Origin of the sequence: Halobacterium yunchengense, from assembly GCF_037031165.1 — an archaeon.
GTDB classification, from domain to species: Archaea; Halobacteriota; Halobacteria; order Halobacteriales; family Halobacteriaceae; genus Halobacterium; species Halobacterium yunchengense.
The window spans coordinates 232,284-258,027 of record NZ_JAYEZL010000006.1 but is presented as its reverse complement, the minus strand read 5'-3'; the positions used below and the strand labels follow the sequence as shown (position 1 = coordinate 258,027).

The window sequence follows — 25,744 nt, the reverse complement described above, 5'->3', positions numbered from 1 at the left end:
AGGGTTTCAGGGTTGCGGTCTCGGCCAGCGCCGCCCCGGTCGCCGCCGGCGCGCTCAGACCGGCAGTTCCCGGGACTCGTACTCCGTGCCGAGGACGACCATCGTCTGGGAGCGCGCGAACCCGTCCATGTCCGCGATCTCCTCGAACATGAGGTCGCGGAGGTGGTCGGTGTTCTCGGCGTACACGCGGAGGATGATGTCCCACTCGCCGGTCGTCAGGTGGAGTTCCTGGACGCCGTCGATGTCGGCGAGGCGGTCGAGGGCCTCGTCCTCCCGTCCCTGTTCGATGCGGAGGCCGACTATCGCCGAGGTGCCGAAGCCGACGGCCTTCGGGTCGACGTCCGCGTGGTAGCCGCGGATGACGCCGGCGTCCTCCATGCGGTTGACGCGGTCGTGGACCGTTGCACTCGACATGTCGATCTCGCGCGCGATCTCGCTGAACGGCTTGCGGGCGTCGGCCTGCAGCGCGCGGAGGATGGCGCGGTCCGTGTCGTCCAGGTCCATACTAGTCGGGGTCGGACACGACCACCAATACGCTTACTACTCGCGGCGCGCGCCGGCCGCTCACGCGGACTCGATCTCGCGGGCGGCCTCGAGGACGACGTCGTGTGCTTCGCCGTTCGACGCGACCAGCCCGTGGCTGCCGGGCTGCCAGCGGTCGCCGTGCACGTCCGTGACGACGCCGCCGGCACGCCGGACGAGGTGGACGCCGGCGACCGAGTCCCAGGGGTTGACGTCGACGTTCGTGACGGCGCCCTCGAGCTGGCCGCTGGCGACCATCGACAGCACCGCCTGCGCGCAGCCGTACCGCCGCATGTCCGCGAACCGCTCGACGATGGCGCGGCAGGCCCGCGCGTACTCCTCGCGCTCGTCGAACCCCCACCAGATCGTCGGCACGACCGCGAACGTCTCCGGGTCGGTCTTCGCGCTGACGGACATCGCGTCGCCGTTCCGCGTGACCTCGCCGTCGCCGGCGACGTAGACGTCGCCGAGCGCCGGCAGCACGTTCACCGCGGCGAGCGTCTCGCCGTCCTTCACGGCGGCGACGGACGTCGCCCACACCGGCGTGTCCCGCACGAAGTTGTTCGTGCCGTCGATGGGGTCGATGACCCACGCCGCGCCGCTCTCGGGGACGGACTTCAGTTCGTCCTCCTCCTCGCCGACGACCGCGTCCTCGGGGTGGGTCTCCCGGATGACCTCGATGACGCGGCGCTGGGCGTCCCGGTCGGCCTGGGTCACCACGTCCGTCTTCCCGGACTTCGTCTCGACGTCGATGCCCGTCCGGAACGCCGCCAGCGCCACCTCGGCGCCCGCTCGCGCGGCGCGCTCCGCGACGCTCACCCGGTCCTCGCTCATGCGCACAGCACCGGCCCGGCACCCCAAAGAGTCGTCGGTCCGCGCCGGCGCGGACGCTGACGTCAGTCCTCGTCCGGGCGCGCCAGCAGGTCCGCCTCGTGGGCCGCGACGGCCGCAACCACGCGGTCGGCGTCTTCCTCGGGGACGTCGAAGGCGTCCAGGCTCGCGGACAGCAGTTCGACCGCGCGCTCGACGTCCGCGGGCGTGAACGGCACGTGGCGGTGTGCTTCTCTCACGGGCGCCGCGTCGTAGGTCTCCGGCCCGCCGGCCGCCTCGCAGAGGAAGTCCGTCTGCGTGCGTCGCAGGGAGTCGACGTCCGCGCCCTCGAAGTACGGCCCGAGCCGGTCGTCGGCGACGAGCCGGTCGTAGAAGTCGTCGACGACGGCGCGAATCCCCTCGCGCCCCCCGAGCCGCTCGTACAGGATCTCGTCCATGGCGGAACCGGGGCAGCACGGCGAATAAACGCTCCGCCGCTTCCAGGGATCCTGGACCGACGCCGCCAGGGTCGGCGGCGTCGCTGTCCGGTTCGTCGCGGCGGTAGTTTTGCGAGGGAAGTCCGCCTCGCGGACTTCCCGCATCCGTCCGCGTCCCGCGACGGACGCGTCGCGTCGACGGGCGCGAACGGATGCGAGGGGAGGGATTCGAACTTCCGTCGGTGGCCCGACGGCGTTCGAACCCCCTGCATCTATCTCGCGCCGGGTGGCGCGAGTACGATGCGAGGGAAGGGATTCGAACCCTCGAACTCCTACGAGAACGGATCTTGAGTCCGTCGCCGTTGGCCGAGCTTGGCTACCCTCGCACGCGTCTGTCACTCCGTCTGTGGTCGGTTTAGGCGTTGCGAATGCGCGGTCGCCACCCTGGCGACCGGGGCGTTTTTCTCGCCGCGGCGTCTGAGTCGACGTGATGACGGAGGCCCAGTCCCCGGACGCGACGCGCTGCAAGGTCGGTCGACTCATCGAGTCCTACGGCCTCGAGGGGGAGGGCGAGCGACTGGAGCGGCGGTGGCTCGGCGACGGCGTCGAGCGCGCGAGCCTCCGGGAGCTCGCCGACGAGTTCAACCGCGAGCTGCTGGCGGCGGCCCTCGACGACGCCGGGTCGAACCCGGTCTCGGCGGACCTGGAGACGGCGTACCGCGTGCTGACCGACGACGACGAGAGCGAGGGCGAGCGCACGCAGAAGCGCCTCGAGCTCTCCCGTGAAGGCGTGGACGTCGACGGGCTGCTCTCGGACTTCGTCTCCCACCAGGCGGTGCACACGTACCTCCGGGACTACCGCGGCGTCGAGCGCGCCGAGCGCAGCGACGACGACCAGCTCGCCAGCGACGTCGAGACGCTGCGGCGCCTGCAGTCCCGGGCGGAGTCGGTGACCGCGGACGCCGTCGAGCGGTCGGCGAACACGGGCCGCATCGACGTCGGCGAGGTCGACGTGCTCGTGAACGTCCGCGTGTACTGCAAGGACTGCGGCCGGGACTTCGACGCGAAAGAGCTCCTGCAGCGCGGCGGCTGCGATTGCGAACAGTAACGCGACGGCCACGACGGCGAACAGTAACGCCACGGCCACGACGGCGAGAACGGCAGCGCGGCCCTAGTCGTCGTCTTCGGCGAGCACGCGCTCGGAGACCGGCCCGGTCGCGTCGCCGCTGGTGACCGACCGGAGGACGAACCGCTTCTTGAGAACGTCGTACGCGAACACGACCGTGCCGAGGATGAGCAGGGTGTCCCCGGGGAACCGCGCCCAGAACAGCAACTGGACGAGCTCGCGGTTGTAGAACCCCAGCGAGCGCGCGGCGGCGTACCCCTCCGTGAACGCGACCTCGAGCTGGAGGAATCCCACGGGCAGCAGCGAGAGGCCGACCATGACCGCGAGGCCGACGTTCCACAGCCAGAACGCCCAGCGGAGCCGCCGGCCGTTCCACGCCTCTGGGTCGACGGACAGCCGGAGCATGTACGTCGCCATGCCGAGCGCGAGGAAGCCGAACGCGCCGAACATCGCCGCGTGGGCGTGCGCGACGGTGAGGTAGGTGCCGTGCTCGTAGTAGTTGATGAGCGGGAGGTTGATGAAGAACCCGAGCACGCCCGCACCGACGAAGTTCCACGCGCCCGACGCGACGATGAACGCGAACGGGAGCCTGTAGTGGAAGGTCTCGTCGCTGGCCGCGAGCGCGCGGTACTGGCCGAGGGCCTCGAAGAGGATGAGAACCAGGGGGACGAGTTCGAGCGTGGAGAACACGCTGCCGAGGGGCACCCAGACGTCGGGCTGGCCGATCCACCAGTAGTGGTGGCTGACGCCGACGACGCCGCTGCCCATCACGAACAGCACCTGGAGGGCGACTGCCTTCTCGGCGGAGCGCTTCCGCAACAGCCCCATCGAGACGAGCGTGATGCCGACGATGGCGACGATGAAGAACTCGAAGGCGCCCTCGACCCACATGTGGACGACCCACCACCGCCAGAACTCCGTCATGACGATGCTGGTGTCCGGCGTGTACAGCATCCCGGCGACGAACAGCAGCCCGATGGACGCGCCGGCGTACAGGATCATGTGCGCGAGCCCGAACTTCTGCTCGCGGGCGAGCAGCGGGCGGAAGCCGCGGTAGGAGAGGTACGCCCAGCCGGCGAAGCCGGCGAGCAGGCCGACCTGCCAGACGCGGCCGACCTCGACGTACTCGAGGCCCTCGTTGCCGAGCAGCCACCACAGCGGCCCGTCGAAGAACCCCTGGGAGCCGAGGTAGATGCCGGCGAACCCGCCGACGACGACGACCAGCAACGCGCCGAGCAGGCCGTTGATGGCGGGCACCTGCCGGTCGGGTTCGTGGCCGGTCAGCAGGCCGGGGAGGAACAGGCCCGCGCCGATCCACAGCGTGGCGATCCAGAGGATGCCGAGGTCGAGGTGATAGGTCTTCGCGAGCGCGAACGGCAGCCACTCCAGCACGTCGACCCCGAGGGCCTCGGCGACGCCGAAGAAGGCGTCGCGTTCGACGTAGTAGTGCGCGAGCAGCGCGCCGAGCAGCACCTGCACGACGAACAGCACCGCGGCGAGGGGGATGAACCGCGTGGCGGCCCGCTGGCTCGGCAGCAGGGAGACCTCGCCGGGGTCGGGGACCTGTACGCCCTTCGTGGTGGGTTCGGGGAGGTCGACGCTGTTGTACAGCCAGACGCCGACGCCGGCGCCGCCGATGAGCAGGACCATGGAGACGGCCGACCAGACCATCGTCGCGCCGGTCGGCTCGTTGCCGGCGAGGGGGTTGTACGGCCAGTCGTTCGTGTAGCTGTGGTCGGCGCCGGGGCGTTCGGCGTGGGAGACGAGCGCCGTCCACATCGCGAAGTCCGCGAACCGGCGGGCGTCCTCGCGGGACTCGACCATGCCCTCGGGGACGCCGCGGTCGCGGGCGCCCTCGTAGTACCGCTGGACGTACACCTCGCGGACCTGCTCGTGGGCGTAGGCCTCGGCCGCGGAGTACTCGGCGGTGCCGCCGCTGATGGTGCGGTCGAGGTCGTCGGTGACGCGGCTGTCGACGCTCGCCCGCTCGCCGGCCGAGAGGTCGGCGTACGCCGCGCCGTGGCGTTCCCGCGCGTAGTACTCGCGCATGAACTCCGTCTTCAGGTCGAGGGCGTCGGCGGTGTAGTCCTCGCCGAAGTACGCGCCGTTCCCGAGGATGGAGCCGTGGTTCATCAGCGCGTTCGACTGGAAGACGACCTTACCCTCGTCGACCTGGGCGTGCGTGAACACGGTGTCGCCGTCCGGGCCGACGACCGCGTCGGGAGTGGGCGGCTGGTGCTGGTAGGAGTACGCCGCACCGGCGCCCATCACGACGAGGTTCGCGACGAACACCGCGACCAGGAGTTTCGCGAGGGTCTTGCGCGTGACCTCCATGTTTGCAGCGTCCGGCGAGTCGAACGTAAAAGCTGGTGCGCGTTTCGAGGCCGCAGGAATCGTCCGGTCGGCGCCGCCACGCTACGCAAGCGACGCGCCGACGCCCCTGCCGCTGTCGCGTTACGCCAGCGACGCGTCGACGTCGACGTCGGTGCCGCCGAGTGCCTTCGAGACGGGACAGCCCTCGGCGGCGTCGGCGGCGTGTTCCCGGAACTCGGCCTCGTCCACGCCGGGGACCTCGCCGGTGACGTCGAGTTCGACGCCGGTGATCTCGAGGGCGTCCGCGTCGAGCGTGACGGCGGCCTCGGCCTGGACGCGCTGGGGGTCGTAGCCGGCCTCGCCGAGGTGGAGCGCGAGCGCCATCGCGTAACAGCCGGCTTCGGCGGCGCCGAGCAGCTCCTCGGGGTTCGTGGTGTCGGCGTCGGCGAAGCGGGACGCGAACGAGTACGGGCCGTCGTACGCGCCGCTCTCCAGGGAGAGCGCACCCTCGCCGTCGTGCAGCGTGCCGTTCCAGACCGCGGACGCAGTTCTCGTGGGCATCGACCGACTAGTCGGCGCGAGAACACATCGGACGACCGCCGAACGTGTTCGGTCGAGAGCGGGCGAGGAGTTAGTGGACGACTCGTCGCTCAGGGCCGGACGAGGCCGGCGTCGGCCCGCCCTACTCCAGGAGTTCGCGCGCGATGATGTTCTTCTGGATCTCCGTGGTACCCTCGTAGATCTGGGTGATCTTCGCGTCGCGGTAGAACCGCTCGACGTCGAAGTCGTTGACGTAGCCGGCGCCGCCGTGGATCTGGACGGCGTCGTCGGCGACCTCGACGGCGACCCTGGACGCGAACTCCTTGGCCATCGACGCGAGCGCGGTGAGCTGGCCGCCCTCGTTCTCGACGCTCCACGCGGACTTCCGCGTGAGCGTGCGCGCGGCCTCCGTCTGCGTGTGCATCTCCGCGAGCTTGTGTTCGATGGCCTGGAAGTCGCTGATTGGCCGGCCGAACTGCTCGCGCTCCTGGGCGTACTCGAGGGCGCGCTCGGCGGCGCCCTTCGCGATGCCGACGCCCTGGGCGGCGACCATCGTCCGCGTCTCGTCGAAGAACTGCATCAGCTGGAGGAAGCCGCCGCCCTCCGTGCCGACGAGGTTCTCCTCGGGGACGCGCACGTCGTCGAAGATGAGCTCCGCGGTGTCGGAGGCGCGGATGCCGAGCTTGCCCGTGATCTTGTCGGCCTCGAAGCCGTCGCGGTCGGCCTCGACGACGATCTGGCTGAAGCCGTTGTACCGGCCGCTCGCGTCGGGGTCGGTCTGGCAGAGCACGACGAAGAAGTCCCCGACCGAGCCGTTCGTGATCCACATCTTGTTGCCGTTGATGACCCACTCGTCGCCGTCCTTCTCGGCGCTCGTGGAGACGCTGGAGACGTCGGAGCCGACGTCGGGTTCGCTGATGGCCGACCCCATCACCTGCTCGCCGGACGCGATGGGCGGCAGCCAACGCTCCTTCTGGTCGTCGGTGCCGAACGCGATGATGGACTCGGCGCCGAAGCCCGCGCTGGCGACGCAGAGGCCGATGCCGGGGTCGGCGGCGAACAGCTCCTCGATGATGATGGCCGCCTCGACCGGCGAGTAGCCGGCGCCGCCGTACTCCATCGGGATGGAGGGGCCGAGCAGGCCCGCGTCCGCGGCCTTCTCCATGACCTCGTAGGGGTACTCCTCGGCCTCGTCGTACTCGGAGGCGACCGGCTTGATCTCGTTGTCCGCGAAGCGGCGGACCTCCTCCTGGATGGCTCGCTGCTCGTCGGTGAGTCCGAAGTCCATGTGTGACCGTACCGAACACCGGGACAAAAGCCCTCGTAAACGCCGGACAATGCCCGGACAGTTCTTCGCGTCGCCGCCGGCGGACGCCGCCGTGGTCCCGGGGGAAGTCGGCCGACTGCGGACCGACTGCTACGACCACCCGACACGGACGGACTGCTACGACTCCCCGACGCCGACCGGCTTCGAGGACCGCGAGTCGAACGCCGACCCCCAGAACGTCAGGAATCCAACTAAAACGAGCTTCCGGAAACCACCAAGTGGCGCGGCGTTGTCCCGGTTAACTGCGATGTCCGACTACGAACTGCCGGCGCTTCCCTACGACTACGACGCACTCGAACCGCACGTCAGCGAGCAGGTGCTGACCTGGCACCACGACACCCACCACCAGGGCTACGTCGACGGCTGGAACACCGCCGAAGACACCCTCGAACAGAACCGCCAGAACGGCGACTTCTCCTCGTCCGCCGGCGCCATCCGCAACGTCACCCACAACGGCTCCGGCCACGTCCTCCACGACCTGTTCTGGCAGTCGATGAGCCCCGAGGGCGGCGACGAGCCAGACGGCGACCTCCGGGACCGCATCGAGGCGGACTTCGGCTCCTACGACGCCTGGGAGGGCGAGTTCCGCGCCGCCGCCTCCGCCGCCGGCGGCTGGGCGCTCCTCGTCTACGACACCCACTCCGAACAGCTCCGGAACGTCGTCGTCGACAAACACGACCAGGGCGCCCTCTGGGGCTCCCACCCCATCCTCGCCCTCGACGTCTGGGAGCACTCCTACTACTACGACTACGGCCCCGACCGCGGCGACTTCGTCGACAACTTCTTCGACGTCGTCGACTGGGAGGAGCCGTCCAGCCGCTACGCGGACGTCGTCGAGAAGTTCGAGTAACGGCGCCGCGCGCGACCGGACGTCCGGCCACCCGACCGTCGGTCCGCTTCGCGCCGAATCGTTCAGTCTCTTCGCGCCAGATCGCCCGGTTAGCTTTCTTGAGCGTCGCCGGCGGCGTGGCCGTGCCCGGGCTACTCCACCAGTTCCACCAGCCCGAACAGGACGCTCGGGGCGGCGAGCAACGCGACGCCAGCGACCAGCAGCAGCGCGGGGACCCACAGGAGTCCGAAATCGGTGTACAGCCAGAGGGCACCGCCGGCCAGCAGCACCACCACGCCGACCAGCCTGACCAGCCACGCGAGCGCCGACTCGAGCCCCGCGTCCGCCGCGACGTCCGCGACTTCGAGGACTTCGTCCATGGCAGGCGGGGAGAGACCGCGGCGCCACTTATGCCGTGTGGCCGCCGGTTCGCCTGGGATACGTTTACGGCCGTGCCCCGCGAACTGTCGGGCATGGCACAATCGGACAGCGACCTCCTGCGAGTCGTCGTCGTACTGCTGGCGGCGTTCGTCCTCCTGCCCGCGCTCGCGATGGCGCTGTTCGTCCCGATGGCCGGGACGATGGGGTGGATGTCCGGCGGCCACGTCGGTGCCGCGCGGTCGCCGCTGTGGCTGGCGATGCCGCTGTTCTGGGTGGTCCTCGTCGCCGCGCTCGGCTACCTCGCGTACCGCGCGGTCGCCGGCGGCGGGAGCGACCGCGGCGAGGACCGCGACCCGGCGCTCGAGGAACTGCGTTCGGCGTACGCGCGCGGCGACATCACCGACGAGGAGTACGAGCGGCGCCGCGAGCGACTCCGCGAGGAGTAGTCACCGACGACCGACCGGCGCACTCACTGAGGACCGACCGGCGCACTCACCGACGACCGGGAGACGACGACCCCTTCGAGGCGCGCAGCGCGAACGGCGACAGCAGGCCGCCGACGAGCGCGCCCGCGAACGCGAGCACACCGACGTCCGACATCGACATGCCGCCGGCGCCAGTCCCGTCGCTACCACTCCCGCCGTCGCCAGCCCCGCCGCTCTCGCCGCCGGCACTCGACCCGCCGCTCCCGACGACGACCGCTCCCTTCATGCCCATCGACTCGTGGGGCGTGCAGTAGTACTTCGTCACGCCCTCCTCCTCGAACGTCTGACTGAACGTGAACCCCGACTCCTCGGTCAGCTCGCTCTCGAAGCTCCCGTCGTCGGCGACGACGTTGTGCGAGCCCTCCACCCACTCCCAGACCACCTTCGTGCCCGGGTCGACCTGGACGGCGGCCGGCCCGAAGCCGTACGCGCCGCCGTTGGCCTCCGCGCCGACCTCCACGGTCACCTCGTCGCTGCCTGTCTCGTCGACGACGCCGTCGAAGTTCCCGACGTTCTCGAACCAGCCGTCGAAGTCCACGTCCGGACTGCCGCCGGACGCCTCGTCGCCGCCGCCGTCGCCGCTCCCGGACGCACCCTCGACCTCGACGTCGCCGACGACGACGGCGCCTTTCATGCCCATCGACTCGTGAGGGGTGCAGTAGTACTTCGTCACGCCCTCTTCCTCGAACGTCTGACTGAACGTGAACCCCGACTCCTGAGTGAGTTCGCTCTCGAAGCTCCCGTCGTCGGCGACGACGTTGTGCGAGCCCTCCACCCACTCCCAGACCACCTTCGTGCCCGGGTCGACGCGGACCGCCGCGGGACCGTACCCGTAGGCGCCGCCGTTGGCCTCCGCGCCGACCTCGACCGTGACCTCGGACTCGCCGGTCTGGTCGACGACGCCGTCGAAGTTCGACGTGTTCTCGAACCACGACGACAGGTCCGCGTCCTGCGCTGCGGCCGCGCCCGTGAAGGCCGCGCCGGTCGCTGCCGCGGCGCCGACCGCCGCCGTCGTCTCCAGTACGCTGCGTCTCGTTGCCGTGGGGGTGTCGGTGTGGGTCATCGTCCTGTGGGGGAGTGGTGGGTGGTGTGCTGGCTGTGCCTCACGCCTCGTAGCCCGCGTACTCCATCAGCTTCGCGAAGATGTCCGTGTCCATCGCCTCCTTGTAGACGAGGCCGGTGAGCATGCCGCCGGGGTAGAACGACCCGTTCATCACGTGGTTGACCTTGTGGCAGTGCATCAGGTAGATGCCGGGCTCGGCGTCCGCCTCGAACTCGATGGTGTGGCGCTCGGCGGGCGCGACATCCGTGATGTCCATCTCGTGTTGGGCGGCCTCCGGGATCGCGCCGCCGTCCTTCTCCACGCGCCGGAACCGGTGGTTGTGGATGTGCAGCGGGTGGTTCATGTAGCCGCCGTTGACGTAGTGGACGCGGACGGTGTCGCCGCGTTCGACGATCATCGGCGACCCGTCCTCGGGGTGGAGGGTCCGGGGCGCGGACTTCCCGTTCACCGTGAACACGTCCGGGTTGCGCGTGCGGGGACTGTACTCGACGTCCTCGCCGGCCATCTTCCGGTTCAGCCGGGAGTCCCAGTCCTTGACGGTCATGAAGTACTCCTTGTCCGCGGGCTCGTAGCCCGCCGGGTCCACGCGGAAGACGCCGTACATCCCCATGTCGATGTGCCGGTGGGTCTGGTAGTGGCAGTGGTAGACGTGGGTGCCGGGGACGTTCGCGGGAATCGTGTACGTGTGTTTCTCGCCGGGGTCGACGCGGATGCCGGTCGTCGTGGGGACGCCGTCGTCCTCCCAGGCTTTCTGCGTGCCGTGGAAGTGCAGCGTGTGCGGGCGCTTGCCGTCCGTGTTGTCGAGGGTGACCTCGACGTCTTCCCCCTCCGCCGTGCGGATGATCGGGCCGGGGACGCTGAGGTCGCCGTCGTCGGCCTGGAACGCCCAGACGCGCGGGAACTGCACGGGGCCGCCCATCGTCTCGAGCGGGTGGACGTCGTGGACGGCGGGCTGGCTCTTCAGCGTCACTTCGCCGCCGCGCTCGGTGGCGTCGACGACCTCCGGCGGACTCGTCTTCGGGAGGTCCGACCCGTCGCTCTGCTGGAGTCCGGTGTCCTGTGTCGTCTCCGTGACGGAGGCGCCCTCCCGGACGGGCGCCGTACAGCCGGCGAGGGCGGCGGCGCCGGTGCCGCCCGTCGCCGCGAGGAATTCGCGCCGCGAGATGCCGAGACCGGGTGCGCCGATGCGGTCACTCATGGGTACAGGAGTGCGTTGGCACCCCCTCCTAATGCCGCGCTCGCCGGTTCCCAGCCGCGCGGAACGGTTCTCACGCGCCGGGAATCGCTCGAACGTGTTCGACCGTCCCCCTACCCGTCTCGCGGTCCGAGGGCCACGCATGCAGGTGAACGAGCCGGCCGACCGGCGCGTCGACGCCCCGGACGCCGCCACGCTGCTCCGGGGCCCGTTCGAGACCGCGACCGACGCCGACCCCGGGGACGTCCTCGACGCGCTCAGCGACCCGCTCTGCAGGCGCGTGCTGGGCTGTGCGACCGACCCCGTGACCGCCCGTGAGGTGGCGTCGGCCACCGACTGCTCGACGTCGACCACGTACCGCAAACTCGAGACGCTCACCGACGCCGGCCTCCTGGAGACCCAGACCGAGATCCGCGAGGACGGCTACCACACGACCCGCTACCGGACGTCGCTCAGCGAGGCCACCATCCACGTCGGCGGCGACGGCGACGGCGTCGACGTCACGCTCCGCCGGCGCGCCGAGGACTGACGCCCGCCGTCGGTCAGTCGCCGACCGCGCCCCCTGCTGTCTCTCCGTCAGTAATTAGTCGCCGGTTACGTCCCCCGCCAGTGGCTCCGCCAGCGATTAGTCGCCCGCCACGTCCCGGGCCTGGCGGTCCGGCAGCGGCCCGTCGTAGCCCTCCGGGACGTACTCGCAGAGCGGGTCGCTGGCCATCGGGTCGCCCGTGGCGGCGTACGCCCGCGACCGGCTGCCGCCGCAGACGTGCCGGAACTCGCAGGCGCCGCACTTCCCGCCGAGCTCGTCCGTCTCCCGGAGTCGCTCGAAGAGGTCGCTGTGCCGGTAGACGTCGACGACGGACTCCTCGCGGACGTTCCCCGCGGACTCCGGCAGGAACCCCGAGGGGTAGACGTCGCCGGTGTGGCTGACGAACGCGAACCCGTCGCCGGCCGTGATGCCGCCGCGGCGCGTCGGCCCGCCGTCGTCGCCGCGCTCGCGCGCCCGCTGGGCCTTCACGCGCCGGAAGTGCGGCGCCTCCGTCGTCTTCACGCCGAAGCCCTCCTCGCGGCGGACGTCGTCGAGGAACGCCATCACGCGCTCGGCGGTCCGCGGCGAGACCGGGTCGAGGACGCGGCCTCGGCCCACGGGCACGAGGAAGAACACGCTCCACAGCACCGCGCCGAGCTCCCGCACGAGGTCGCGGACGGCCGGCAGGTCGCCGACGGTCCCCGCACAGACCGTCGTGTTCACCTGCAGCGGCACGCCCGCCTCGCTGGCGGCTCGCGCGGCCCGCAGCGTCTGCTCGAAACTCCCGGCCTCCCCGCGGAACGAGTCGTGGGACGCCGGCGTCGCACCGTCGAGGCTGACTGCCAGTCGCTTCACGCCAGCGTCCGCGAGCGCCCCGACGGCCGCCGGCGACAGCGACCGCGTGCCGCTCGGCGTCACCGTCATCCGGAGGCCGGCGTCCGTGCCGTACTCGATCAGCTCGACCGCGTCGTCGCGCGCGAGCGGGTCGCCGCCCGACAGCACGACGAGCTGGCCGTCGCCGAAGCGACGGACGTCGTCGAGCAGCGCCTTCCCCTCCTCGGTCGACAGTTCGTCGGGGTGGCGCTCCGGCGTCGCGTCCGCGCGGCAGTGCTCGCACGCGAGCTCGCAGGCCTGCGTCACTTCCCAGATGAGCACGAACGGGCGCTCGTCGGTGTCTACTGGCGTCATCGTTGCTCGGCGGGGCGGCTGGCAGGTGACAGGTCTCGGCGTCGCCGCCCCACGCGGACGGACGCCGGCGGCCCACTTCGTTCGGCAGTCGCGTTCCCAGTCTCCGGGAACGTCCGCGGGCGGTTTTGGCGGCCGGACGGCTACGCCAGCGCATGGGAACCGAGGACCGAACCCGGGTCGCGGACGCGCCGCGGACGGCGACGGGCCGAGAGTGGGAGGTGTTCGTGCGCGAGACGAACGACGGCCCCCTGAAGCACGTCGGCAGCGTCACCGCGGCCGACGCCGACGCCGCCCACGAGCACGCCGGCCGGCTGTTCGGCTGGGCGGCCCGCGACGTCTGGCTGTGTCCCGCCGACGAGACGCGGCGGTACACGACGCACGCGCTCGTCGAGGACGAGGCAGCCGAGGACGCGCGGGGCGACGGTGCCGCGGACGGCGCGTCGGGAGGTGAGTCTGCGTGATCTCGGTGAGCAAGCTGCTCTGCGGGCTGGACGCGGAGAGCGACGGCCTCCGGTACGACGCCGCCGACGAGTCCAGCGAGGACCAGATCACCGAGGACAAGCAGCGCCGCCCCGTCGTCGTCTGGAACCTCACGAAGCAGTGCAACCTCTACTGCTCGCACTGCTACGCCGCCGCCGACACCGAGACCGCGCCCGGGGAGCTCTCGACCGCCGAGGGCAAAGCCCTCCTCGACGACCTCGCGGAGTTCGGCGTCCCGGTCGTCCTGTTCTCCGGCGGCGAACCGCTCGTGCGGGACGACCTCGAAGAGCTCGTCGCGTACGCCAGCGACGCCGGCGTCCGGCCCGTGCTCTCGACGAACGGCACGCTGCTCACCGAGGAGCGCGCCGAAGCCCTGAAGGACGCCGGCCTGCGGTACGCTGGCGTCTCCGTCGACGGCCTCCCGGAGCGAAACGACGCCTTCAGGGGCCAGGACGGCGCGTTCGACGCCGCCGTCCGCGGCATCGAGCACAGCCTCGACGCCGGCCTGAAGACGGGGCTGCGGTACACCATCACGGAGGCGAACGCGCCCGACCTGCCCGGCGTCGTCGACCTCCTCCACGACGTCGGCGTCGACCGGTTCTGCTTCTACCACCTCGACTACGGCGGCCGCGGCGCCGCCATCAGCGACGCCGACCTCTCCCCGGCGGACACCCGCGAGGCCGTGCGGGCGGTCTGTGACCTCACGCGCGAGTACCACGCGCAGGGCGAGGAGATCGAGACCCTCCTGGTGGGGAACTACGCGGACGCTGGCTTCCTCGTGGAGTACGCCCGCGAGGAGCTCGGCGACGCGCGCGCCGACCGCGTCCACAGCTACCTCGAGGCGAACGGCGGCGACCCGACCGGCGAGCGCATCGCGGACGTCGACTACCAGGGGAACGTCCACCTCACGCAGTTCTGGCAGGGGTACTCGCTGGGGAACGTCCGCGACCGGCCGTTCGGCGAGCTGTGGACGGACGACCACAACCCCCTCCTGGCCGGCCTCCGCGACCGCGCGGACCGCCTCACCGGCCGGTGTGCGGACTGCCGGTACCGGTCGGTCTGCCGCGGCGGGTCGCGGCTGCGCGCGCTCGCCGCCGGCGGGCCGTTCGACCCGGACCCGAAGTGCTACCTCACGGAGCGCGAGCGCCGCCCGGACGGAGCCGGTTCGGCTGGCGACGCCGCGGCGGACTGACCGCCGCCGGATTCAGGCGTGCTCGACGAGGACGTGCCACTCGTCGGCGGCGACCTGCTCGGTCTCGTACGCGAACCCACGCTCCTCGAGGACGTCGTAGAGGGGCTCGGGTTCGAAGCTGTTCACGAGGAGGAGGGTCTCGTCGGGTGCGAGGGCGTCCAGCGCCGCGGCGATGTCGTCGAAGGGCGCGCCGTCGACCTCCCGGGCGTCGAGGTGCGCGTCGGCGTCAGCAGTCGTTGCCATACGTCCGGTGACGGCGGCCACGGACAGGGCGGTTTCGCCGAAAATGTTCGCACGGCGCGCAGCCGCCTCGCGGCCGCCGTCGACGGCACGGCGGCGGTCAGTCCGTCGCGCGGTGGAGCGCGCCGGTCACGTGAACGCGCGCCGCAGGCTGCCGAGGGACTTCGCGGCGAAGAAACCGGTAGCGGCGCCGAGGACGGCGGCGTCGACGCCGCCGGGGAGGTATCCGGCCGCGGCGCCGGCAGTGACGGCGGCGGCCTCGAGGCGGCGGGCCGCGGCGAGGCGCGTGAGGGTCCCGGACACGGTCAGAACGGGGCGTCGCCGCCGGGCTCGGTCGCCGGCGACGCGCCGTCCGGTCGGCCGCCGGCGCGGCCCGCGACCTCGCCGTCGGCGTCCGGGAGGTCGCCGGTCTCGCGGAACTCGGTCTCCAGCGACCGGAGCGCCTCGTTGATCGCGGCGGCGCGCTGGTGCACGTCGTCGACGCGGACGCAGACGAGGTCGTAGTCGTGGCGCTCGCGGAGGCCGTTCCACGCGCGGAACGACCCGGTGGTGAGCGTGTGGCTCTGCGGGCAGAACGGCGTCGTGGGCGTGAACTCCGCGCGCAGCACCGAGGGGTCGTCGGCGTCCTCGGCGTACCGGTAGCCCGCTTCGGTGTGACGCGTGTCCAGGTTCAGGTCCGCGAGGTTGTAGCCGAAGGTCATGTCGTAGACGCCGCGCTCCTCGAAGAGGTCCCTGGTGACCTCGTGGAACGCGACGTGGTCGTCGCCGGCGATCACGTCGTGGCCGTCGAGGAACGACCCGGGCGTGGGGTTCACGGCGGGGTCGAACTCGCCGCTCGCGGCGAGCGCGTCGTCTGACTGGGAGCCGAGGCCGAACATACCCGAGACGACGGCTCGCGCGCCGCTATGCGTGGCCCCGAACGTGTTCGCCGCGGTCGCTACTCGCTGCCGGGGTCCGGGTCGAAGACCGCCTCGTCGGGCTCGCCGCTCACCTCGACCTCCGCGAGCAGGCCCTTCCGGGCGACGCGGCTGAGCGCGTGGTCGACGAGCTTGACGGTCTCCGGGACGGGCGTGTCCATCGTCCCGGTCATGCAGCTGCCCGGCGGCACCTTCATCGTCTGGACGTACTCCTCGGGGGTGCCGAGGGCGCCGTCGCGGTGGGCGGAAGTCCAGACGTTCCCGATGGGGTGGAAGTTCGAGGAGAGGTTCGGGCCGCCGACCACCAGGTAGACGCGGACGGACTCGCCGGTCTCGGCCTGCATCCGCCCGTAGCGGTCCGGCGTGAACGGGTACTTCGCGCCGTTGAACAGGACGTACGTCGGGTCCTCGTCCGCCATCGCGGCCATGTCGAACTTGTGGTGGCCCTCCTCGCCGACCGGCCTGTCCGTGTACAGCTCGTGCTGGCCGAGGTAGAACTCCCGGTCGACCTCGGGGAGGCCGTCCTCGGGTTCGACCAGTATCATCCCGAACATGCCACTGGAGATGTGGTAGTCCATGTTCGGGACGGCGCAGTGGTAGATGAACGCGCCCGGGTACGTCGCGGTGAAGTCGACGCCGTTGGACTCGCCGGGCGTGACGTTCGTCGCCTCCGCGCCGCCGCCGGTGCCGTAGACGGCGTGGAAGTCGACGTTGTGCGGCATCCCGTTGCCCTCGTCGCTCTCGAGCGTGAACGAGACGGTGTCGCCGCGGCGCACGCGGATCATCGGCCCCGGGATCTGGCCGTCGAAGGTCATGAAGTCGAACGTGACGCCGGGCTCGATCTCGGCGGTCACCTCCCTGGCGGTGAGTTCGACCTCGTGGTGTCTCGGGCTCGAGTAGTCGACGGGGTCGGGGACGTCGGCGGGGTCGGCGGCGACCCGCTCGACCTGGTCGCGCTGTGGCTGGCTGGCCTGCCCCTCGCGGACCGTCTCGGTCGCTGGGCTCTCGCCGCTGGGCGCCGTACAGCCGGCGACGGCGGCGGTGCCGCCCATCCCGAGGCCCTGCAGCACGCGTCGGCGGGTGGTGTCTAGCATCGGTGGTCACCTCTCACTCGGGAGTTCCCGCCGACCCTCCTTCAACCGAGACGATAATTCCCGACTTCTGACGGGCGTTCCAGCGCACTGGGGACCGACGCGAACGTGTTCCCGAGTCGCTTATCCCTCGAGCGCCGCCGCCGTCGCCCTCGGGAGCGGCGAACATATTCGGGGCGCACCACTCGGGGGCTCGCCGCCAACGTCCGGGCATGAGTTCCGTCTCCCACGACGACGTCGAAGCCGTCACCGACCGCGTCCACGAGAACTCGTGGTCCGCGAACCTCGAGAAGCCACAGCACGCCGACGACCGGGACCTCGTCGTCGCGCAGGCCGTCGACGCCGTCGAACACACCGCCCCGGGCCACCACGTCAACCTCGTCACGCACGGCGACCACGGCCACCCCGAGCGCTACCTCTACGAGGAACTCGAGTCGGCCGTCGGCGACGACGCCGACTGGGAGTACGTCGAGCAGTGCGGCTGCGGCGGCCACGTCACCCGCGTCCACGTGACCGCGTGAGCGCTCGCGGCGCGAGCCGTCTCGCCCGGCCGTGGGAAGTAAACGATACCGGTTTCTTCCAAAACTCTTTGTAACGGTGCGTGGTTGTCCAGGGCATGGACAGGCGGCGGTACCTCCAGGCGCTCGGCGCGGGCGGCGCGCTCTCGGTCGCGGGCTGTCTCGGCGTCGGAGACGGCGGGAACGGCGGTGAGCGCGGCCGCGCCGGCGGGACGCTGACGCTCGCGGCCGCGACGACGACCCACGACAGCGGCCTCCTCGACGCCCTCGTCCCCGAGTTCGAGGACGCGCTCGGCGCGGACGTCCGCGCCGTCGCGCGCGGCAGTTCGGGCGCGCTCCGCACCGCCCGCGACGGCGACGCCGACGTCGTCCTCGTCCACGCGCGCTCCCTGGAGGACGCGTTCCTCCGCGACGGCCACGGCGTCAACCGCCGCGCGCTCATGGTCAACGACTTCCTGGTCGTCGGCCCGCCCGACGACCCCGCCGACGCCGCGGGGCGGGACCCCCCGGACGCGTTCGCCGCGGTCGCCGACGCCGGCGCGCAGTTCCTCTCGCGGGGCGACGGGTCGGGCACGCACGTCCGCGAGCGCGAGATCTGGGACGCCGCCGGCGTCGACCCGGGCGGCGGCTGGTACAGCGAGACCGGCCAGGGCATGGGGGACACGCTCGTCGCCGCGCGCAGGGTCGACGCGTACACGCTCGTCGACCGCGGCACCTTCCTGAACGTCGCGTCCGGGGACCTCGTCGCGCACGTCGACCGCGGCATCGACGACCCGCCGCCGCTGCTCCGGAACGCGTACGCCGTCATCCCCACGAACCCGGCGCGCCACGACGCCGCGTACGTGCTCGCGATGGCGTTCGTCGGCCACCTCACCGGCCCCGGCCAGCGAACGATCGCCGACTTCCGCGTGGACGGCGAGCGCGCGTTCCGGCCAATCGGCCGGCGCGAGGGCCCGAACTTCGAGCAGTACGTGCCCAGCGACTGGGAGCGGTGACCGGGCCGCGGGGAACTGTCTTCGGTGGGTTCTCAGTCCGCGTTCTCCGCGCGGCCGCGGAAGCGCTCGGGGAGCACGCGGCCGTGGCGGTGGACGACGCCGACGAGGTTCGCCGTGAAGGCGACGAGGCCGGCGGCGAGCAGCAGGCCGCCGGCGAGGACGCCCGTCTCGGGTGCGACGCCGACGCGCGCGAGCACGAGGACCCCCGTGCCGGCGACGACGAGCGCACCGTCGAGGGCGGCGAGGCGGTCGCTGTAGAGGTCGTCGATCATGGGCACCGGCTCGAAGCCGAGGCGGTCGCTGTACCGGTGCACCCAGACGATGAACGGGACGACGTGGTACAGCGACCCCATCACGACGAATCCGACGACGCCGACGAACAGGAGGTGGACGGCGGTCGGCGGCCCGAACAGCGCGCTCCGCGAGAGGGGGTCCGCGAGCCAGGCGCGCGCCGCGAGCGGGCTCCACGCGGCGAGGGCGACGGCGACGACGGCGTACCGCGTCAGCATCGGCGTGCGGTCGACGCGGCCCTCGTGGAGCTTCTTCGCGAGCAGGACCGCGAACGCGAACGCGCCGGCCGCCATCGCGAGGCCGCCCGCGGTCGCGAGGGGCGCGACGGCGAACAGGCGGCCGGCCGCGAGCGCGACGACGCCGACCGGGTAGGCGTACTCGGCGCGCGCGAGGTGGCGGTCGACGCCCTCGAGTTCGGTCTGGGTGAACATCGTCGCGAGCTGGTAGAGCGCGCCGAAGACCGTCGAGAGGACCGCGCCGAAGACGGCGAGCGTGGCGTGCGCGCCGACCACCTGGGGGCGCGCGACGCCGCCGGCGGGGAGGACCGGCGTCGAGAGGTCGAACGCGAGCAGGAAGCCGAGCGCCGCGAGGACGGCGAAGCACGCGAGCGCGAACGCGAAGTGGGCCTCCGTCCGGTCGAACGTGCGGACCGGCGGGAGGCTGCGCGCGAGGTTGTACGCGAACGCCCAGACGCCGAGGACGAGCAGGCCGCCGAAGCCGTGGATCCAGTGGACGTTCGCGGCGAGGAACGCCCACGCCATTCCGGCGACGCCGACGGCCGTGAGCGCGAGCGCGGCGTTCGCGAGGCGCCGCGAGTGCAGGGGGACGTTCGACCAGACGGGCACGAACTGCGTCATCGCGCCCATGATGGTGAGACACACCCAGCCGGCGAGCAGGAGGTGGACGTGTGCGAGGCGCGCGAACCCGCCGGCGGCGTCCAGCGCGCTGGCGACGCCGACGGCGCCGCCGGCCAGGAGGAACGCGAGGCCGGCGAGGAAGTACCGCAGCGGCACCGTCATCGGCGGCTGCTGGTCGGTCGCGAGTCTGGCGGGGACGGCGCTCATGGGTGGACTGTGGGCGGTCCGCCGCCTGCGCGTTCTCCCGAACTTGTTCGGGGCGTCGGGCGGCGGCGAGCGGCGGTGAGAAACGGGAGGAGACGGCGAACGGCGGTGAGCGAGCCGCGGTCGCGGCCCGCTGCACTCAGACGAGTTCCCGGTCGGCGAACTGCGGGAGGTTCGACGCGAACTGCTTGATCGCGGTCTCCTCGGCGCGGTGCAGCGTCTCGCTGAGCGTGGACTTCGCGGTGCCCAGTTCCTCGGCGAGGTCGGTGAGCGTGCAGTCCCGGGGGGTGTCGTAGTAGCCGGCCTCGATGGCGGTCGCGAGCAGTTCCTGCTGGCGCGGCGTCAGCAGGCGCTCTGAGTCCCCGGACTCGTAGAGGTAGCCCACCTCGAAGTCCATGCCGAAGGCGTCCAGTTGCTCGCGGAGCGCCGAGAGCTTGCTGTGCGGGGCGACGACCTCGAGGGAGGCGTCGCCGCCGACGATCTCCAGGGGCGGCTCGAGGGGGAGGCCCGCCTCCTGCAGCGACCACAGCAACAGCGGCTGGCTGGTCTCGAACTGCACGAGCACGCCGTCGTCGTCGCGCTCCAGCGGCTCCAGGTCGACGACCGACTCGTGGTCGTCCATCCAGCGGAGCACCTCGACGACGTCCGGCCCAGCGAGTTCGAGCAGCGCGACGCCGCTGTCGTCGTCCGGGAACGCCGCGAGCACGCGGAACAGCGTGTCCGGGTACTGCGAGGACACCTCCGAGATCCACACCGCGTCTGGCAGGTCGATGGTGAGTTGGGCGCGGGCCATGCGAAGATGTTCGGACGTAGGGCACCCACGCCCAAAGGCTCTTCCCGAACGTGTTCGGCCGAACCTGTTCGGCGGAACGGTCGGGCGGGCGGCGCGCCTCCGTTCGCCCATGGCGACCACGACCGACTGGCGGGGCCACCTCGCGGACACAGACGTGCCCGACGACCGCGACGCCGAACTCCTCGACGTCCGCGACCTGGGGCCGCCGAACCCGATGGTGGAGACGCTGGAGGCGCTGCCGGACCTCCCCGCGGAGACGGTGCTGGTGCAGGTCAACGACCGCGCCCCACAGCACCTCTACCCGAAGCTCGACGACCGCGGCTACGAGTACGCCACCGTCGAAGCCGGCGACGCCGTCGTCACCGGCATCTGGGACCCCGAGGCCTGACCGCCGCGGACGGCGCTCAGACCGGGCTCCGGCGGCCCGACACCGACTCCGGCCGGAGCTCGTACCAGGCGACGTCCAGGTCCGCGGGGTCGGCGTCGAAGACGCTCAGCCCGATCGGCGTCGCCTGCTCGGCGTACGCGCGCCGGTCGTCCGCGTCCGGCGCGTCGAGAGCGGCCAGCGCGCCAGCGACGACGACGCTCGCCCAGTCGTCCGGCGAGGTCGTCTCGTAGGCGACCAGCGTCGCGGCCGGGTCGTCGCGGAGCACGGCGCGCTTCCGGCTCGCGGAGTGGCAGACGAACTGGAGCAGGCACCGCCCGGTCTCGGCGTCGTAGGCGAACGAGACCGGGAACGAGTGCGGTGGGTCGCCGTGGAGGGTGAGCACGCCGTCGCCGGCGCGCGCGAGGAACGCGGCGGCCTCGTCGTCGGTCATCGAGACGTCCGGCCAGGACTCGTCGGGGGAGGTGCGCGGACTGTCGGCCATCGTGCCGAACATCTTCGCCGGGTCGAGATAAGGGCGGTTCCGGTTCCAGAGACCTGGGAACCACCGGCGGCCGGATTATTAACTTACCCGGGCCGGTTTACTACGTTTACCCAGCAAACGCGGCGTCGATAACAGCCGAATTAATAACTCTGCGGGGCGAACGTCCACTCAGATGAGCAACGCCGACTCGCGGCCCGACGCCGCGTCCGTCACCGCGCGGCTGTCGGTCCCCGAGATGGACTGTCCGTCCTGCGCCGGGAAGGTCGACGGTGCCCTCGACGGCGTCGCCGGCGTCCGGTCCATCGAGACCCAGGCCGCGACCGGACGCGTCGTCGTCACCTACGACCCGGACGAGACGGACGAGGACGCGCTGGTCGCCGCCGTCGAGGCCGCCGGCTACGAGGTCACCGGCCGGTCGGGCGACGCCGACAGCGGCGACGAGGCCGCGCCGAGCCCGCAGGCCGTCTGGACCAGCACGCGCGCCCTCAAGACGTGGGCGAGCGCCGTCCTCGTCACGGTCGGCTTCCTCGCCGAGTTCCTGCTGCCGGCGCTGAACGGCGTCGTCGCGACCGTCCTCGGCACGGACGTCCTGCTCGCGGACGCGTTCTTCCTCGCCGGCATCGCCGTCGCCGGCCAGCCCATCGTCCGCGGCGGCTACTACTCGCTGAAGCAGCTGAACCTCGACATCGACCTCCTGATGTCCGTCGCCATCCTGGGCGCCGTCACCGCCAGCGTCGCGTTCGGCGAACGCCTCTACTTCGAGGCCGCGACGCTCGCGGTCCTGTTCAGCGTCTCCGAGCTCCTCGAGACGTACTCGATGGACCGCGCGCGCACCTCCCTCCGGGAGCTCATGGAGCTCTCGCCCGACGAGGCGACGGTCCGCCGCGGCGGCGAGGAGGTCACGGTCCCCGTCGAGGACGTGGTCGTCGGCGACGTCGTGGTCGTCCGGCCGGGCGAGAAGCTCCCCATGGACGGCGTCGTCGTCGGCGGCGAGAGCGCCGTCAACCAGGCGCCCATCACGGGCGAGAGCGTCCCCGTCGACAAGACCGACGGCGACGAAGTGTACGCCGGCACCGTCAACGAGGAGGGCTACCTCGAGGTCGAGGTGACCGCGGCGGCCGCCGAGAACACGCTCTCGCGCATCGTCGACATGGTCGAGGACGCGCAGGCCAACCAGACCGAGCGCGAGCAGTTCGTCGAGCGCTTCGCCGCCTACTACACGCCGCTCGTCGTCGGCGCCGGCGTACTCGTCGGCGTCGTCCCGCCGCTGCTGTTCGGCGGCGCGTGGCCGACGTGGATCCTCCGCGGCCTCACGCTGTTCGTGCTCGCCTGCCCGTGCGCGTTCGTCATCTCCACGCCCGTCTCCGTGGTCTCCGGCGTCACGAGCGCCGCGAAGAACGGCGTCCTCGTGAAGGGCGGCAACCACCTCGAGTCGATGGGCGCCGTCGACGCCGTCGCGTTCGACAAGACGGGCACGCTCACGAAGGGCGAACTCACCGTCACGGACGTCGTGCCGCTCGGCGAGAACGCCGAACGCGACGTGCTGCGGTGCGCGCGCGGCCTCGAATCCCGCAGCGAGCACCCCATCGGGGACGCCATCGTCGAGGAGGCCGCCGACCGCGGCGTCGACGCGGGCGCGGTCTCGGACTTCGAGAGCGTCACCGGGAAGGGCGTCCGCGCGGACCTCGACGGCACCACGCACTACGCCGGCAAGCCCGGCTACTTCCAGGAGCTCGGGTTCGACCTCTCGCACGTCCACGCCGCCACGGACGGCGGCGTCGTCACCCAGACCACGCGCCGGCTCTGCGAGCGCAACGACTGCCTCGACCTCCTCGAGGACGTCGTCCCCCGGCTCCAGGCCGAGGGGAAGACGGTCGTGCTCGTCGGCACCGACGAGGAACTCGAGGGCGTGATCGCGGTCGCCGACGAGGTCAGACCGGAGGCCGAGGCGGCCGTCCGGCGGCTCCGCGAGCTCGGCGTCGAACACACGGTGATGCTCACCGGCGACAACGAGCGCACCGCCGCCGCCATCGCCGAGCAGGTCGGCGTCGACGACTACCGCGCGGAGCTGCTCCCCGAGGAGAAGGTCGACGCCGTCGAGGCGCTCACCGCCGAGTACGACGCGGTCGCGATGGTCGGCGACGGCGTCAACGACGCGCCCGCGCTCGCCACCGCCACGGTCGGCGTCGCGATGGGCGCCGCCGGCACCGACACCGCACTGGAGACCGCGGACATCGCGCTGATGGGCGACGACCTCTCGCGGCTCCCCTACCTCTACGACCTCTCGAACCGCGCGAACGGCGTCATCCGGCAGAACGTCTGGTCGAGCCTCGCCGCGAAGGCCGTCCTCGCGGCGGGCGTGCCGCTGGGCTACGTCCCCATCTGGCTGGCCGTGCTGGCCGGCGACGCCGGCATGACCACGGCCGTCACCGCGAACGCGATGCGGCTGTCGCGCGTGACGCCGGACCTCGACGCTGCCGACGCCTGACCGGCTCGCTGGCGGTCGGTCGACGGACGCGCTGGCGGTCGGCGGTTCGCCGCGCTTCCGCGGCACCGTCAGGCGGTCGCCGCTCCACCGTCCGTCAGCTACTCGTTTTGCTCGCCTCCGCCGCGCGTCCGTCGGCTACTCCACGCGGTCGGCGAACTGCTCGCGGACCTTCGCGACCTTCGGCGCGACGTTCACCGAGCAGTACGCCTGGTCGGGGTGTTTCTCGAAGTAGTTCTGGTGTTTCTCCTCGGCGCGGTAGAACGCCTCGAGGGGCTCGACCTCGGTGACGATCGGGTCGTCGTACGCGCCGCTCGATTCGAGTTCGTCGACGATCGCCTCGACGGTCTCGCGCTGGTCGTCGTCGTGGTAGAGGACGATCGACCGGTACTGCTCGCCGACGTCCGGCCCCTGGCGGTCCACGGTCGTCGGGTCGTGGACCGCGAAGAACACCTCCAGGAGGTCCGCGTAGGACACGACGCCGGGGTCGTACTCGACCTGTACGACCTCCGCGTGGCCGGTGGTGCCCTCGCAGACCTCCCGGTAGGAGGGGGCCTCGACGTGGCCGCCGGCGTACCCCGAGGTGACGTCGGTGACGCCCGCGAGTTCCTCGAACGCCGCCTCGACGCACCAGAAGCAGCCGCCGCCGAACGTCGCTGTCGCCGTCATACCGGACAGTTCGGTGCGCGCGAAGTTAACGGCGACGACGCCGGCGACGCGGACCGGTCGGTCCCCGACGCGCCCGGACGCGGCGGGACGGAACGTCGGAGCGCGCGCTCGTCGGATTGCGCGCTCGTCGGATTGCGCGCTCGTCGGAGCGCGCCCTCCGGCCCGCGCCGTTGGAAAACGTCGAAGCGCGCGCTCGGTGCGCGCTCAGTTCGCGACCGCGGCGTCGTAGCCGGCGTCCTCGACGGCGGCGACGAGCGCCCCGGGGTCGGCGTCGCCCTCGACGGTCGCGGTGTCGGTCTCGCGGTCGGCCGACGCGCCGGTGACGCCGTCGACGCCGCGGAGCGCGTCCTCGACGGTCGACTCGCAGCCGCCACAGCTCATCCCTCGGACGGTGAGTGTCTGGGCCATACGTCGGGGTAGCGTCGCCACGCCTAATGCAGTTTCTCCTCGCGTCCCGGAGGCAGATGGCGCCACTCGGTTTGATTTCGAACGCTCCCGGGCGGTACGACTTTGTGTTCCCGGCGTCGAGTACACGCATGGGCGAACTCGACGAGACGGACCGCCGCATCCTCGAGCTGCTCGCCGCGGACGCCCGCCGTCCGTACAGCGACATCGCCGACGAGGTGGGGCTGTCGGCGCCGGCGGTCTCGGACCGCGTGACCGCCCTCGAGGAGAGCGGCGTCGTGGAGCGGTTCACGGTCGACCTCGACCGCTCGCAGCTCCGGGAGGGCGCACACGTCCTCGTGACGCTGTCCGTGCCGCCCGGGAACGTCGACGACGTGCGGGCGGCCGTCGAGGGCGCGGACGCCGTCGAGCACGTGTTCGTGACCGCGGACGGCGACGTGCTCTGCACGGCGCGGCTGGCCGCGGCGGACGTCCGGGCGTGGGTGACCGACACCGTCGGCACGGACGCCATCACCGACTTCGACGTGACGCTGCTCGCGGCGTCGGCGTGGCGGCCGAGCGTCGGCGGCGCGGAGTTCGCGATGGCCTGCGACGAGTGCGGGAACACCGTCACCAGCGAGGGCGAGACGGCACGCGTCGGCGGCGACCGCTACCACTTCTGCTGTTCGTCCTGCGAGGCGGCGTTCCGGGAGCGCTACGAGCGACACGACGCGGAGGCCTGAATGGACCGGAACGCGTTCGTCTCCCGGGCGCTGCTGGCGTTCGCGCTCGTCGCCGCGAGCTTCGTCGTCCTCGGGTTCAGTCGGCTCGTCCTCCCGTACCGGGTCGCGCGCCTGCTCGCGGCGCCGCTTTTGTTCGCCGGCGCGCTGCTCGTCGTCGGACTGCTCGCAGTCGCAGTCCTCGACGCCGTCCGCGGCGGCCGGCCGGACGACGACGCGGGCTGACTCGCCGACCGACGGCGCGCAGAGAACCGCCGACGAGACGCGCACCGAGCCG

The 25,744-nt window shown here is 71.7% G+C and carries 31 protein-coding genes and 1 tRNA gene; 12 read left to right on the top strand and 20 right to left on the bottom strand.

What is annotated here, in order from left to right; genetic code table 11:
• Positions 1-54: 54 nt before the first annotated feature.
• From U5911_RS15630 to U5911_RS15615, 4 genes are all read right to left on the bottom strand, one after another.
• Positions 55-504 (bottom strand): Lrp/AsnC family transcriptional regulator, encoded by a 450-nt coding sequence (locus tag U5911_RS15630; RefSeq protein WP_336037986.1) that lies wholly within the window; start codon positions 502-504, stop codon positions 55-57.
• A gap of 60 nt (positions 505-564) precedes the next feature.
• The gene (locus tag U5911_RS15625) at positions 565-1,356 is read right to left on the bottom strand and encodes an inositol monophosphatase family protein (protein WP_336037985.1); all 792 of its coding nucleotides are present in this window, start codon (positions 1,354-1,356) and stop codon (positions 565-567) included.
• 62 nt (positions 1,357-1,418) lie between these two features.
• Positions 1,419-1,790 carry a group I truncated hemoglobin gene (locus tag U5911_RS15620; RefSeq protein WP_336037984.1) on the bottom strand — a complete coding sequence of 124 codons (372 nt, stop codon included), beginning with the start codon at positions 1,788-1,790 and terminating at the stop codon, positions 1,419-1,421.
• 280 nt (positions 1,791-2,070) lie between these two features.
• Positions 2,071-2,155, bottom strand: a tRNA-Leu gene (locus U5911_RS15615).
• A gap of 104 nt (positions 2,156-2,259) precedes the next feature.
• Here U5911_RS15615 and rdfA point away from each other — a divergent pair.
• Positions 2,260-2,877, top strand: a complete 618-nt coding sequence (rdfA, locus tag U5911_RS15610) for a rod-determining factor RdfA (RefSeq protein ID WP_336037983.1) — start codon at positions 2,260-2,262, stop codon at positions 2,875-2,877.
• A gap of 63 nt (positions 2,878-2,940) precedes the next feature.
• On the opposite strand, the gene U5911_RS15605 is transcribed toward rdfA, so the two are convergent.
• The 3 genes from U5911_RS15605 to U5911_RS15595 all read right to left on the bottom strand — a co-directional run bounded on the left by U5911_RS15605 (position 2,941) and on the right by U5911_RS15595 (position 7,036).
• Positions 2,941-5,229: a nitric-oxide reductase large subunit gene (locus tag U5911_RS15605; protein ID WP_336037982.1), complete on the bottom strand. Its 2,289-nt coding sequence runs from the start codon at positions 5,227-5,229 to the stop codon at positions 2,941-2,943.
• Between the two features lie 120 nt (positions 5,230-5,349).
• On the bottom strand, positions 5,350-5,769 hold the full coding sequence (locus U5911_RS15600; RefSeq protein WP_336037981.1) for an OsmC family peroxiredoxin: 420 nt from the start codon (positions 5,767-5,769) through the stop codon (positions 5,350-5,352).
• A gap of 121 nt (positions 5,770-5,890) precedes the next feature.
• Positions 5,891-7,036 carry an acyl-CoA dehydrogenase family protein gene (locus U5911_RS15595; RefSeq protein WP_336037980.1) on the bottom strand — a complete coding sequence of 382 codons (1,146 nt, stop codon included), beginning with the start codon at positions 7,034-7,036 and terminating at the stop codon, positions 5,891-5,893.
• Between the two features lie 286 nt (positions 7,037-7,322).
• Between U5911_RS15595 and sod the strand changes: the two genes are divergently transcribed.
• On the top strand, positions 7,323-7,925 hold the full coding sequence (sod, locus tag U5911_RS15590; RefSeq protein ID WP_336038089.1) for a superoxide dismutase: 603 nt from the start codon (positions 7,323-7,325) through the stop codon (positions 7,923-7,925).
• Between the two features lie 131 nt (positions 7,926-8,056).
• Here the strand turns inward: sod and U5911_RS15585 are convergent, their stop codons facing one another.
• A complete protein-coding gene (locus U5911_RS15585) occupies positions 8,057-8,284 on the bottom strand; it encodes a hypothetical protein (protein ID WP_336037979.1) in 228 nt (75 codons plus the stop codon).
• Between the two features lie 93 nt (positions 8,285-8,377).
• Here U5911_RS15585 and U5911_RS15580 point away from each other — a divergent pair, with 93 nt between their 5' ends.
• Entirely contained in the window at positions 8,378-8,731 is a 354-nt protein-coding gene (locus U5911_RS15580; RefSeq protein ID WP_336037978.1) for an SHOCT domain-containing protein, read from the top strand.
• A gap of 46 nt (positions 8,732-8,777) precedes the next feature.
• Here U5911_RS15580 and U5911_RS15575 read toward each other — a convergent pair whose 3' ends face one another.
• Both U5911_RS15575 and U5911_RS15570 read right to left on the bottom strand, forming a co-directional pair.
• Positions 8,778-9,833: a halocyanin domain-containing protein gene (locus U5911_RS15575; RefSeq protein WP_336037977.1), complete on the bottom strand. Its 1,056-nt coding sequence runs from the start codon at positions 9,831-9,833 to the stop codon at positions 8,778-8,780.
• 40 nt (positions 9,834-9,873) lie between these two features.
• Entirely contained in the window at positions 9,874-11,031 is a 1,158-nt protein-coding gene (locus tag U5911_RS15570; RefSeq protein ID WP_336037976.1) for a multicopper oxidase domain-containing protein, read from the bottom strand.
• A 139-nt stretch (positions 11,032-11,170) separates the two neighbouring features.
• Between U5911_RS15570 and U5911_RS15565 the strand changes: the two genes are divergently transcribed.
• On the top strand, positions 11,171-11,557 hold the full coding sequence (locus tag U5911_RS15565; protein ID WP_336037975.1) for a helix-turn-helix domain-containing protein: 387 nt from the start codon (positions 11,171-11,173) through the stop codon (positions 11,555-11,557).
• Between the two features lie 96 nt (positions 11,558-11,653).
• On the opposite strand, the gene U5911_RS15560 is transcribed toward U5911_RS15565, so the two are convergent.
• Entirely contained in the window at positions 11,654-12,742 is a 1,089-nt protein-coding gene (locus U5911_RS15560; RefSeq protein ID WP_336037974.1) for a radical SAM protein, read from the bottom strand.
• 152 nt (positions 12,743-12,894) lie between these two features.
• On the opposite strand from U5911_RS15560, the gene U5911_RS15555 reads away from it, so the two are divergent.
• Both U5911_RS15555 and U5911_RS15550 read left to right on the top strand, forming a co-directional pair.
• On the top strand, positions 12,895-13,203 hold the full coding sequence (locus U5911_RS15555; protein WP_336037973.1) for an Htur_1727 family rSAM-partnered candidate RiPP: 309 nt from the start codon (positions 12,895-12,897) through the stop codon (positions 13,201-13,203).
• A complete protein-coding gene (locus U5911_RS15550; RefSeq protein WP_336037972.1) occupies positions 13,200-14,414 on the top strand; it encodes a TIGR04347 family pseudo-SAM/SPASM protein in 1,215 nt (404 codons plus the stop codon). Before U5911_RS15555 ends, U5911_RS15550 begins: the two co-directional genes overlap by 4 nt.
• A gap of 12 nt (positions 14,415-14,426) precedes the next feature.
• Here U5911_RS15550 and U5911_RS15545 read toward each other — a convergent pair whose 3' ends face one another.
• From U5911_RS15545 to nirK, 4 genes are all read right to left on the bottom strand, one after another.
• Positions 14,427-14,657 (bottom strand): DUF2249 domain-containing protein, encoded by a 231-nt coding sequence (locus tag U5911_RS15545; protein ID WP_336037971.1) that lies wholly within the window; start codon positions 14,655-14,657, stop codon positions 14,427-14,429.
• Positions 14,658-14,783: 126 nt separating this feature from the next.
• Entirely contained in the window at positions 14,784-14,957 is a 174-nt protein-coding gene (locus tag U5911_RS15540) for a hypothetical protein (RefSeq protein ID WP_336037970.1), read from the bottom strand.
• Positions 14,958-14,959: 2 nt separating this feature from the next.
• Positions 14,960-15,532 (bottom strand): DUF7998 family protein, encoded by a 573-nt coding sequence (locus tag U5911_RS15535; protein ID WP_336037969.1) that lies wholly within the window; start codon positions 15,530-15,532, stop codon positions 14,960-14,962.
• A gap of 59 nt (positions 15,533-15,591) precedes the next feature.
• Positions 15,592-16,665 carry a copper-containing nitrite reductase gene (gene nirK / locus U5911_RS15530; RefSeq protein WP_336037968.1) on the bottom strand — a complete coding sequence of 358 codons (1,074 nt, stop codon included), beginning with the start codon at positions 16,663-16,665 and terminating at the stop codon, positions 15,592-15,594.
• A gap of 209 nt (positions 16,666-16,874) precedes the next feature.
• On the opposite strand from nirK, the gene U5911_RS15525 reads away from it, so the two are divergent.
• Complete coding sequence (locus U5911_RS15525) at positions 16,875-17,183, top strand: CGCGG family putative rSAM-modified RiPP protein (RefSeq protein WP_336037967.1); 309 nt, start codon at positions 16,875-16,877, stop codon at positions 17,181-17,183.
• Between the two features lie 95 nt (positions 17,184-17,278).
• Positions 17,279-18,175 carry an ABC transporter substrate-binding protein gene (locus U5911_RS15520; protein ID WP_336037966.1) on the top strand — a complete coding sequence of 299 codons (897 nt, stop codon included), beginning with the start codon at positions 17,279-17,281 and terminating at the stop codon, positions 18,173-18,175.
• Between the two features lie 32 nt (positions 18,176-18,207).
• On the opposite strand, the gene U5911_RS15515 is transcribed toward U5911_RS15520, so the two are convergent.
• Both U5911_RS15515 and U5911_RS15510 read right to left on the bottom strand, forming a co-directional pair.
• Positions 18,208-19,530 (bottom strand): hypothetical protein, encoded by a 1,323-nt coding sequence (locus U5911_RS15515; protein ID WP_336037965.1) that lies wholly within the window; start codon positions 19,528-19,530, stop codon positions 18,208-18,210.
• Between the two features lie 136 nt (positions 19,531-19,666).
• On the bottom strand, positions 19,667-20,320 hold the full coding sequence (locus U5911_RS15510) for a helix-turn-helix domain-containing protein (protein WP_336037964.1): 654 nt from the start codon (positions 20,318-20,320) through the stop codon (positions 19,667-19,669).
• Positions 20,321-20,429: 109 nt separating this feature from the next.
• Here U5911_RS15510 and U5911_RS15505 point away from each other — a divergent pair, with 109 nt between their 5' ends.
• The gene (locus U5911_RS15505; protein WP_336037963.1) at positions 20,430-20,708 is read left to right on the top strand and encodes a DUF2249 domain-containing protein; all 279 of its coding nucleotides are present in this window, start codon (positions 20,430-20,432) and stop codon (positions 20,706-20,708) included.
• Between the two features lie 16 nt (positions 20,709-20,724).
• On the opposite strand, the gene U5911_RS15500 is transcribed toward U5911_RS15505, so the two are convergent.
• Positions 20,725-21,189: a pyridoxamine 5'-phosphate oxidase family protein gene (locus tag U5911_RS15500; RefSeq protein WP_336037962.1), complete on the bottom strand. Its 465-nt coding sequence runs from the start codon at positions 21,187-21,189 to the stop codon at positions 20,725-20,727.
• A gap of 172 nt (positions 21,190-21,361) precedes the next feature.
• Between U5911_RS15500 and U5911_RS15495 the strand changes: the two genes are divergently transcribed.
• Positions 21,362-23,677, top strand: coding sequence for a heavy metal translocating P-type ATPase (locus U5911_RS15495; protein WP_336037961.1), 2,316 nt, complete (start codon positions 21,362-21,364; stop codon positions 23,675-23,677).
• Between the two features lie 135 nt (positions 23,678-23,812).
• Here U5911_RS15495 and msrA read toward each other — a convergent pair whose 3' ends face one another.
• Both msrA and U5911_RS15485 read right to left on the bottom strand, forming a co-directional pair.
• The gene (gene msrA, locus U5911_RS15490; protein ID WP_336037960.1) at positions 23,813-24,343 is read right to left on the bottom strand and encodes a peptide-methionine (S)-S-oxide reductase MsrA; all 531 of its coding nucleotides are present in this window, start codon (positions 24,341-24,343) and stop codon (positions 23,813-23,815) included.
• Positions 24,344-24,547: 204 nt separating this feature from the next.
• On the bottom strand, positions 24,548-24,751 hold the full coding sequence (locus U5911_RS15485) for a heavy-metal-associated domain-containing protein (RefSeq protein ID WP_336037959.1): 204 nt from the start codon (positions 24,749-24,751) through the stop codon (positions 24,548-24,550).
• Between the two features lie 128 nt (positions 24,752-24,879).
• On the opposite strand from U5911_RS15485, the gene U5911_RS15480 reads away from it, so the two are divergent.
• Both U5911_RS15480 and U5911_RS15475 read left to right on the top strand, forming a co-directional pair.
• Complete coding sequence (locus U5911_RS15480; protein WP_336037958.1) at positions 24,880-25,470, top strand: AsnC family transcriptional regulator; 591 nt, start codon at positions 24,880-24,882, stop codon at positions 25,468-25,470.
• Complete coding sequence (locus U5911_RS15475; RefSeq protein WP_336037957.1) at positions 25,471-25,692, top strand: hypothetical protein; 222 nt, start codon at positions 25,471-25,473, stop codon at positions 25,690-25,692.
• Positions 25,693-25,744: the final 52 nt, after the last annotated feature.

Coding starts and splice junctions, on each gene's coding strand:
- sod (WP_336038089.1), top strand. CDS start 7,323: ATGTCCGACTACGAACTGCCGGCGCTTCCCTACGACTACGACGCACTC.
- U5911_RS15475 (WP_336037957.1), top strand. CDS start 25,471: ATGGACCGGAACGCGTTCGTCTCCCGGGCGCTGCTGGCGTTCGCGCTC.
- U5911_RS15535 (WP_336037969.1), bottom strand. CDS start 15,532: ATGTTCGGCCTCGGCTCCCAGTCAGACGACGCGCTCGCCGCGAGCGGC.
- U5911_RS15510 (WP_336037964.1), bottom strand. CDS start 20,320: ATGGCCCGCGCCCAACTCACCATCGACCTGCCAGACGCGGTGTGGATC.
- U5911_RS15565 (WP_336037975.1), top strand. CDS start 11,171: ATGCAGGTGAACGAGCCGGCCGACCGGCGCGTCGACGCCCCGGACGCC.
- U5911_RS15630 (WP_336037986.1), bottom strand. CDS start 504: ATGGACCTGGACGACACGGACCGCGCCATCCTCCGCGCGCTGCAGGCC.
- U5911_RS15525 (WP_336037967.1), top strand. CDS start 16,875: ATGAGTTCCGTCTCCCACGACGACGTCGAAGCCGTCACCGACCGCGTC.
- U5911_RS15570 (WP_336037976.1), bottom strand. CDS start 11,031: ATGAGTGACCGCATCGGCGCACCCGGTCTCGGCATCTCGCGGCGCGAA.
- U5911_RS15555 (WP_336037973.1), top strand. CDS start 12,895: ATGGGAACCGAGGACCGAACCCGGGTCGCGGACGCGCCGCGGACGGCG.
- U5911_RS15620 (WP_336037984.1), bottom strand. CDS start 1,790: ATGGACGAGATCCTGTACGAGCGGCTCGGGGGGCGCGAGGGGATTCGC.
- U5911_RS15625 (WP_336037985.1), bottom strand. CDS start 1,356: ATGAGCGAGGACCGGGTGAGCGTCGCGGAGCGCGCCGCGCGAGCGGGC.
- U5911_RS15600 (WP_336037981.1), bottom strand. CDS start 5,769: ATGCCCACGAGAACTGCGTCCGCGGTCTGGAACGGCACGCTGCACGAC.
- nirK (WP_336037968.1), bottom strand. CDS start 16,665: ATGCTAGACACCACCCGCCGACGCGTGCTGCAGGGCCTCGGGATGGGC.
- U5911_RS15575 (WP_336037977.1), bottom strand. CDS start 9,833: ATGACCCACACCGACACCCCCACGGCAACGAGACGCAGCGTACTGGAG.
- U5911_RS15505 (WP_336037963.1), top strand. CDS start 20,430: ATGGCGACCACGACCGACTGGCGGGGCCACCTCGCGGACACAGACGTG.
- U5911_RS15560 (WP_336037974.1), bottom strand. CDS start 12,742: ATGACGCCAGTAGACACCGACGAGCGCCCGTTCGTGCTCATCTGGGAA.
- U5911_RS15580 (WP_336037978.1), top strand. CDS start 8,378: ATGGCACAATCGGACAGCGACCTCCTGCGAGTCGTCGTCGTACTGCTG.
- U5911_RS15545 (WP_336037971.1), bottom strand. CDS start 14,657: ATGGCAACGACTGCTGACGCCGACGCGCACCTCGACGCCCGGGAGGTC.
- U5911_RS15495 (WP_336037961.1), top strand. CDS start 21,362: ATGAGCAACGCCGACTCGCGGCCCGACGCCGCGTCCGTCACCGCGCGG.
- U5911_RS15515 (WP_336037965.1), bottom strand. CDS start 19,530: ATGAGCGCCGTCCCCGCCAGACTCGCGACCGACCAGCAGCCGCCGATG.
- U5911_RS15520 (WP_336037966.1), top strand. CDS start 17,279: ATGGACAGGCGGCGGTACCTCCAGGCGCTCGGCGCGGGCGGCGCGCTC.
- msrA (WP_336037960.1), bottom strand. CDS start 24,343: ATGACGGCGACAGCGACGTTCGGCGGCGGCTGCTTCTGGTGCGTCGAG.
- U5911_RS15605 (WP_336037982.1), bottom strand. CDS start 5,229: ATGGAGGTCACGCGCAAGACCCTCGCGAAACTCCTGGTCGCGGTGTTC.
- U5911_RS15585 (WP_336037979.1), bottom strand. CDS start 8,284: ATGGACGAAGTCCTCGAAGTCGCGGACGTCGCGGCGGACGCGGGGCTC.
- U5911_RS15480 (WP_336037958.1), top strand. CDS start 24,880: ATGGGCGAACTCGACGAGACGGACCGCCGCATCCTCGAGCTGCTCGCC.
- U5911_RS15485 (WP_336037959.1), bottom strand. CDS start 24,751: ATGGCCCAGACACTCACCGTCCGAGGGATGAGCTGTGGCGGCTGCGAG.
- rdfA (WP_336037983.1), top strand. CDS start 2,260: ATGACGGAGGCCCAGTCCCCGGACGCGACGCGCTGCAAGGTCGGTCGA.
- U5911_RS15595 (WP_336037980.1), bottom strand. CDS start 7,036: ATGGACTTCGGACTCACCGACGAGCAGCGAGCCATCCAGGAGGAGGTC.
- U5911_RS15500 (WP_336037962.1), bottom strand. CDS start 21,189: ATGGCCGACAGTCCGCGCACCTCCCCCGACGAGTCCTGGCCGGACGTC.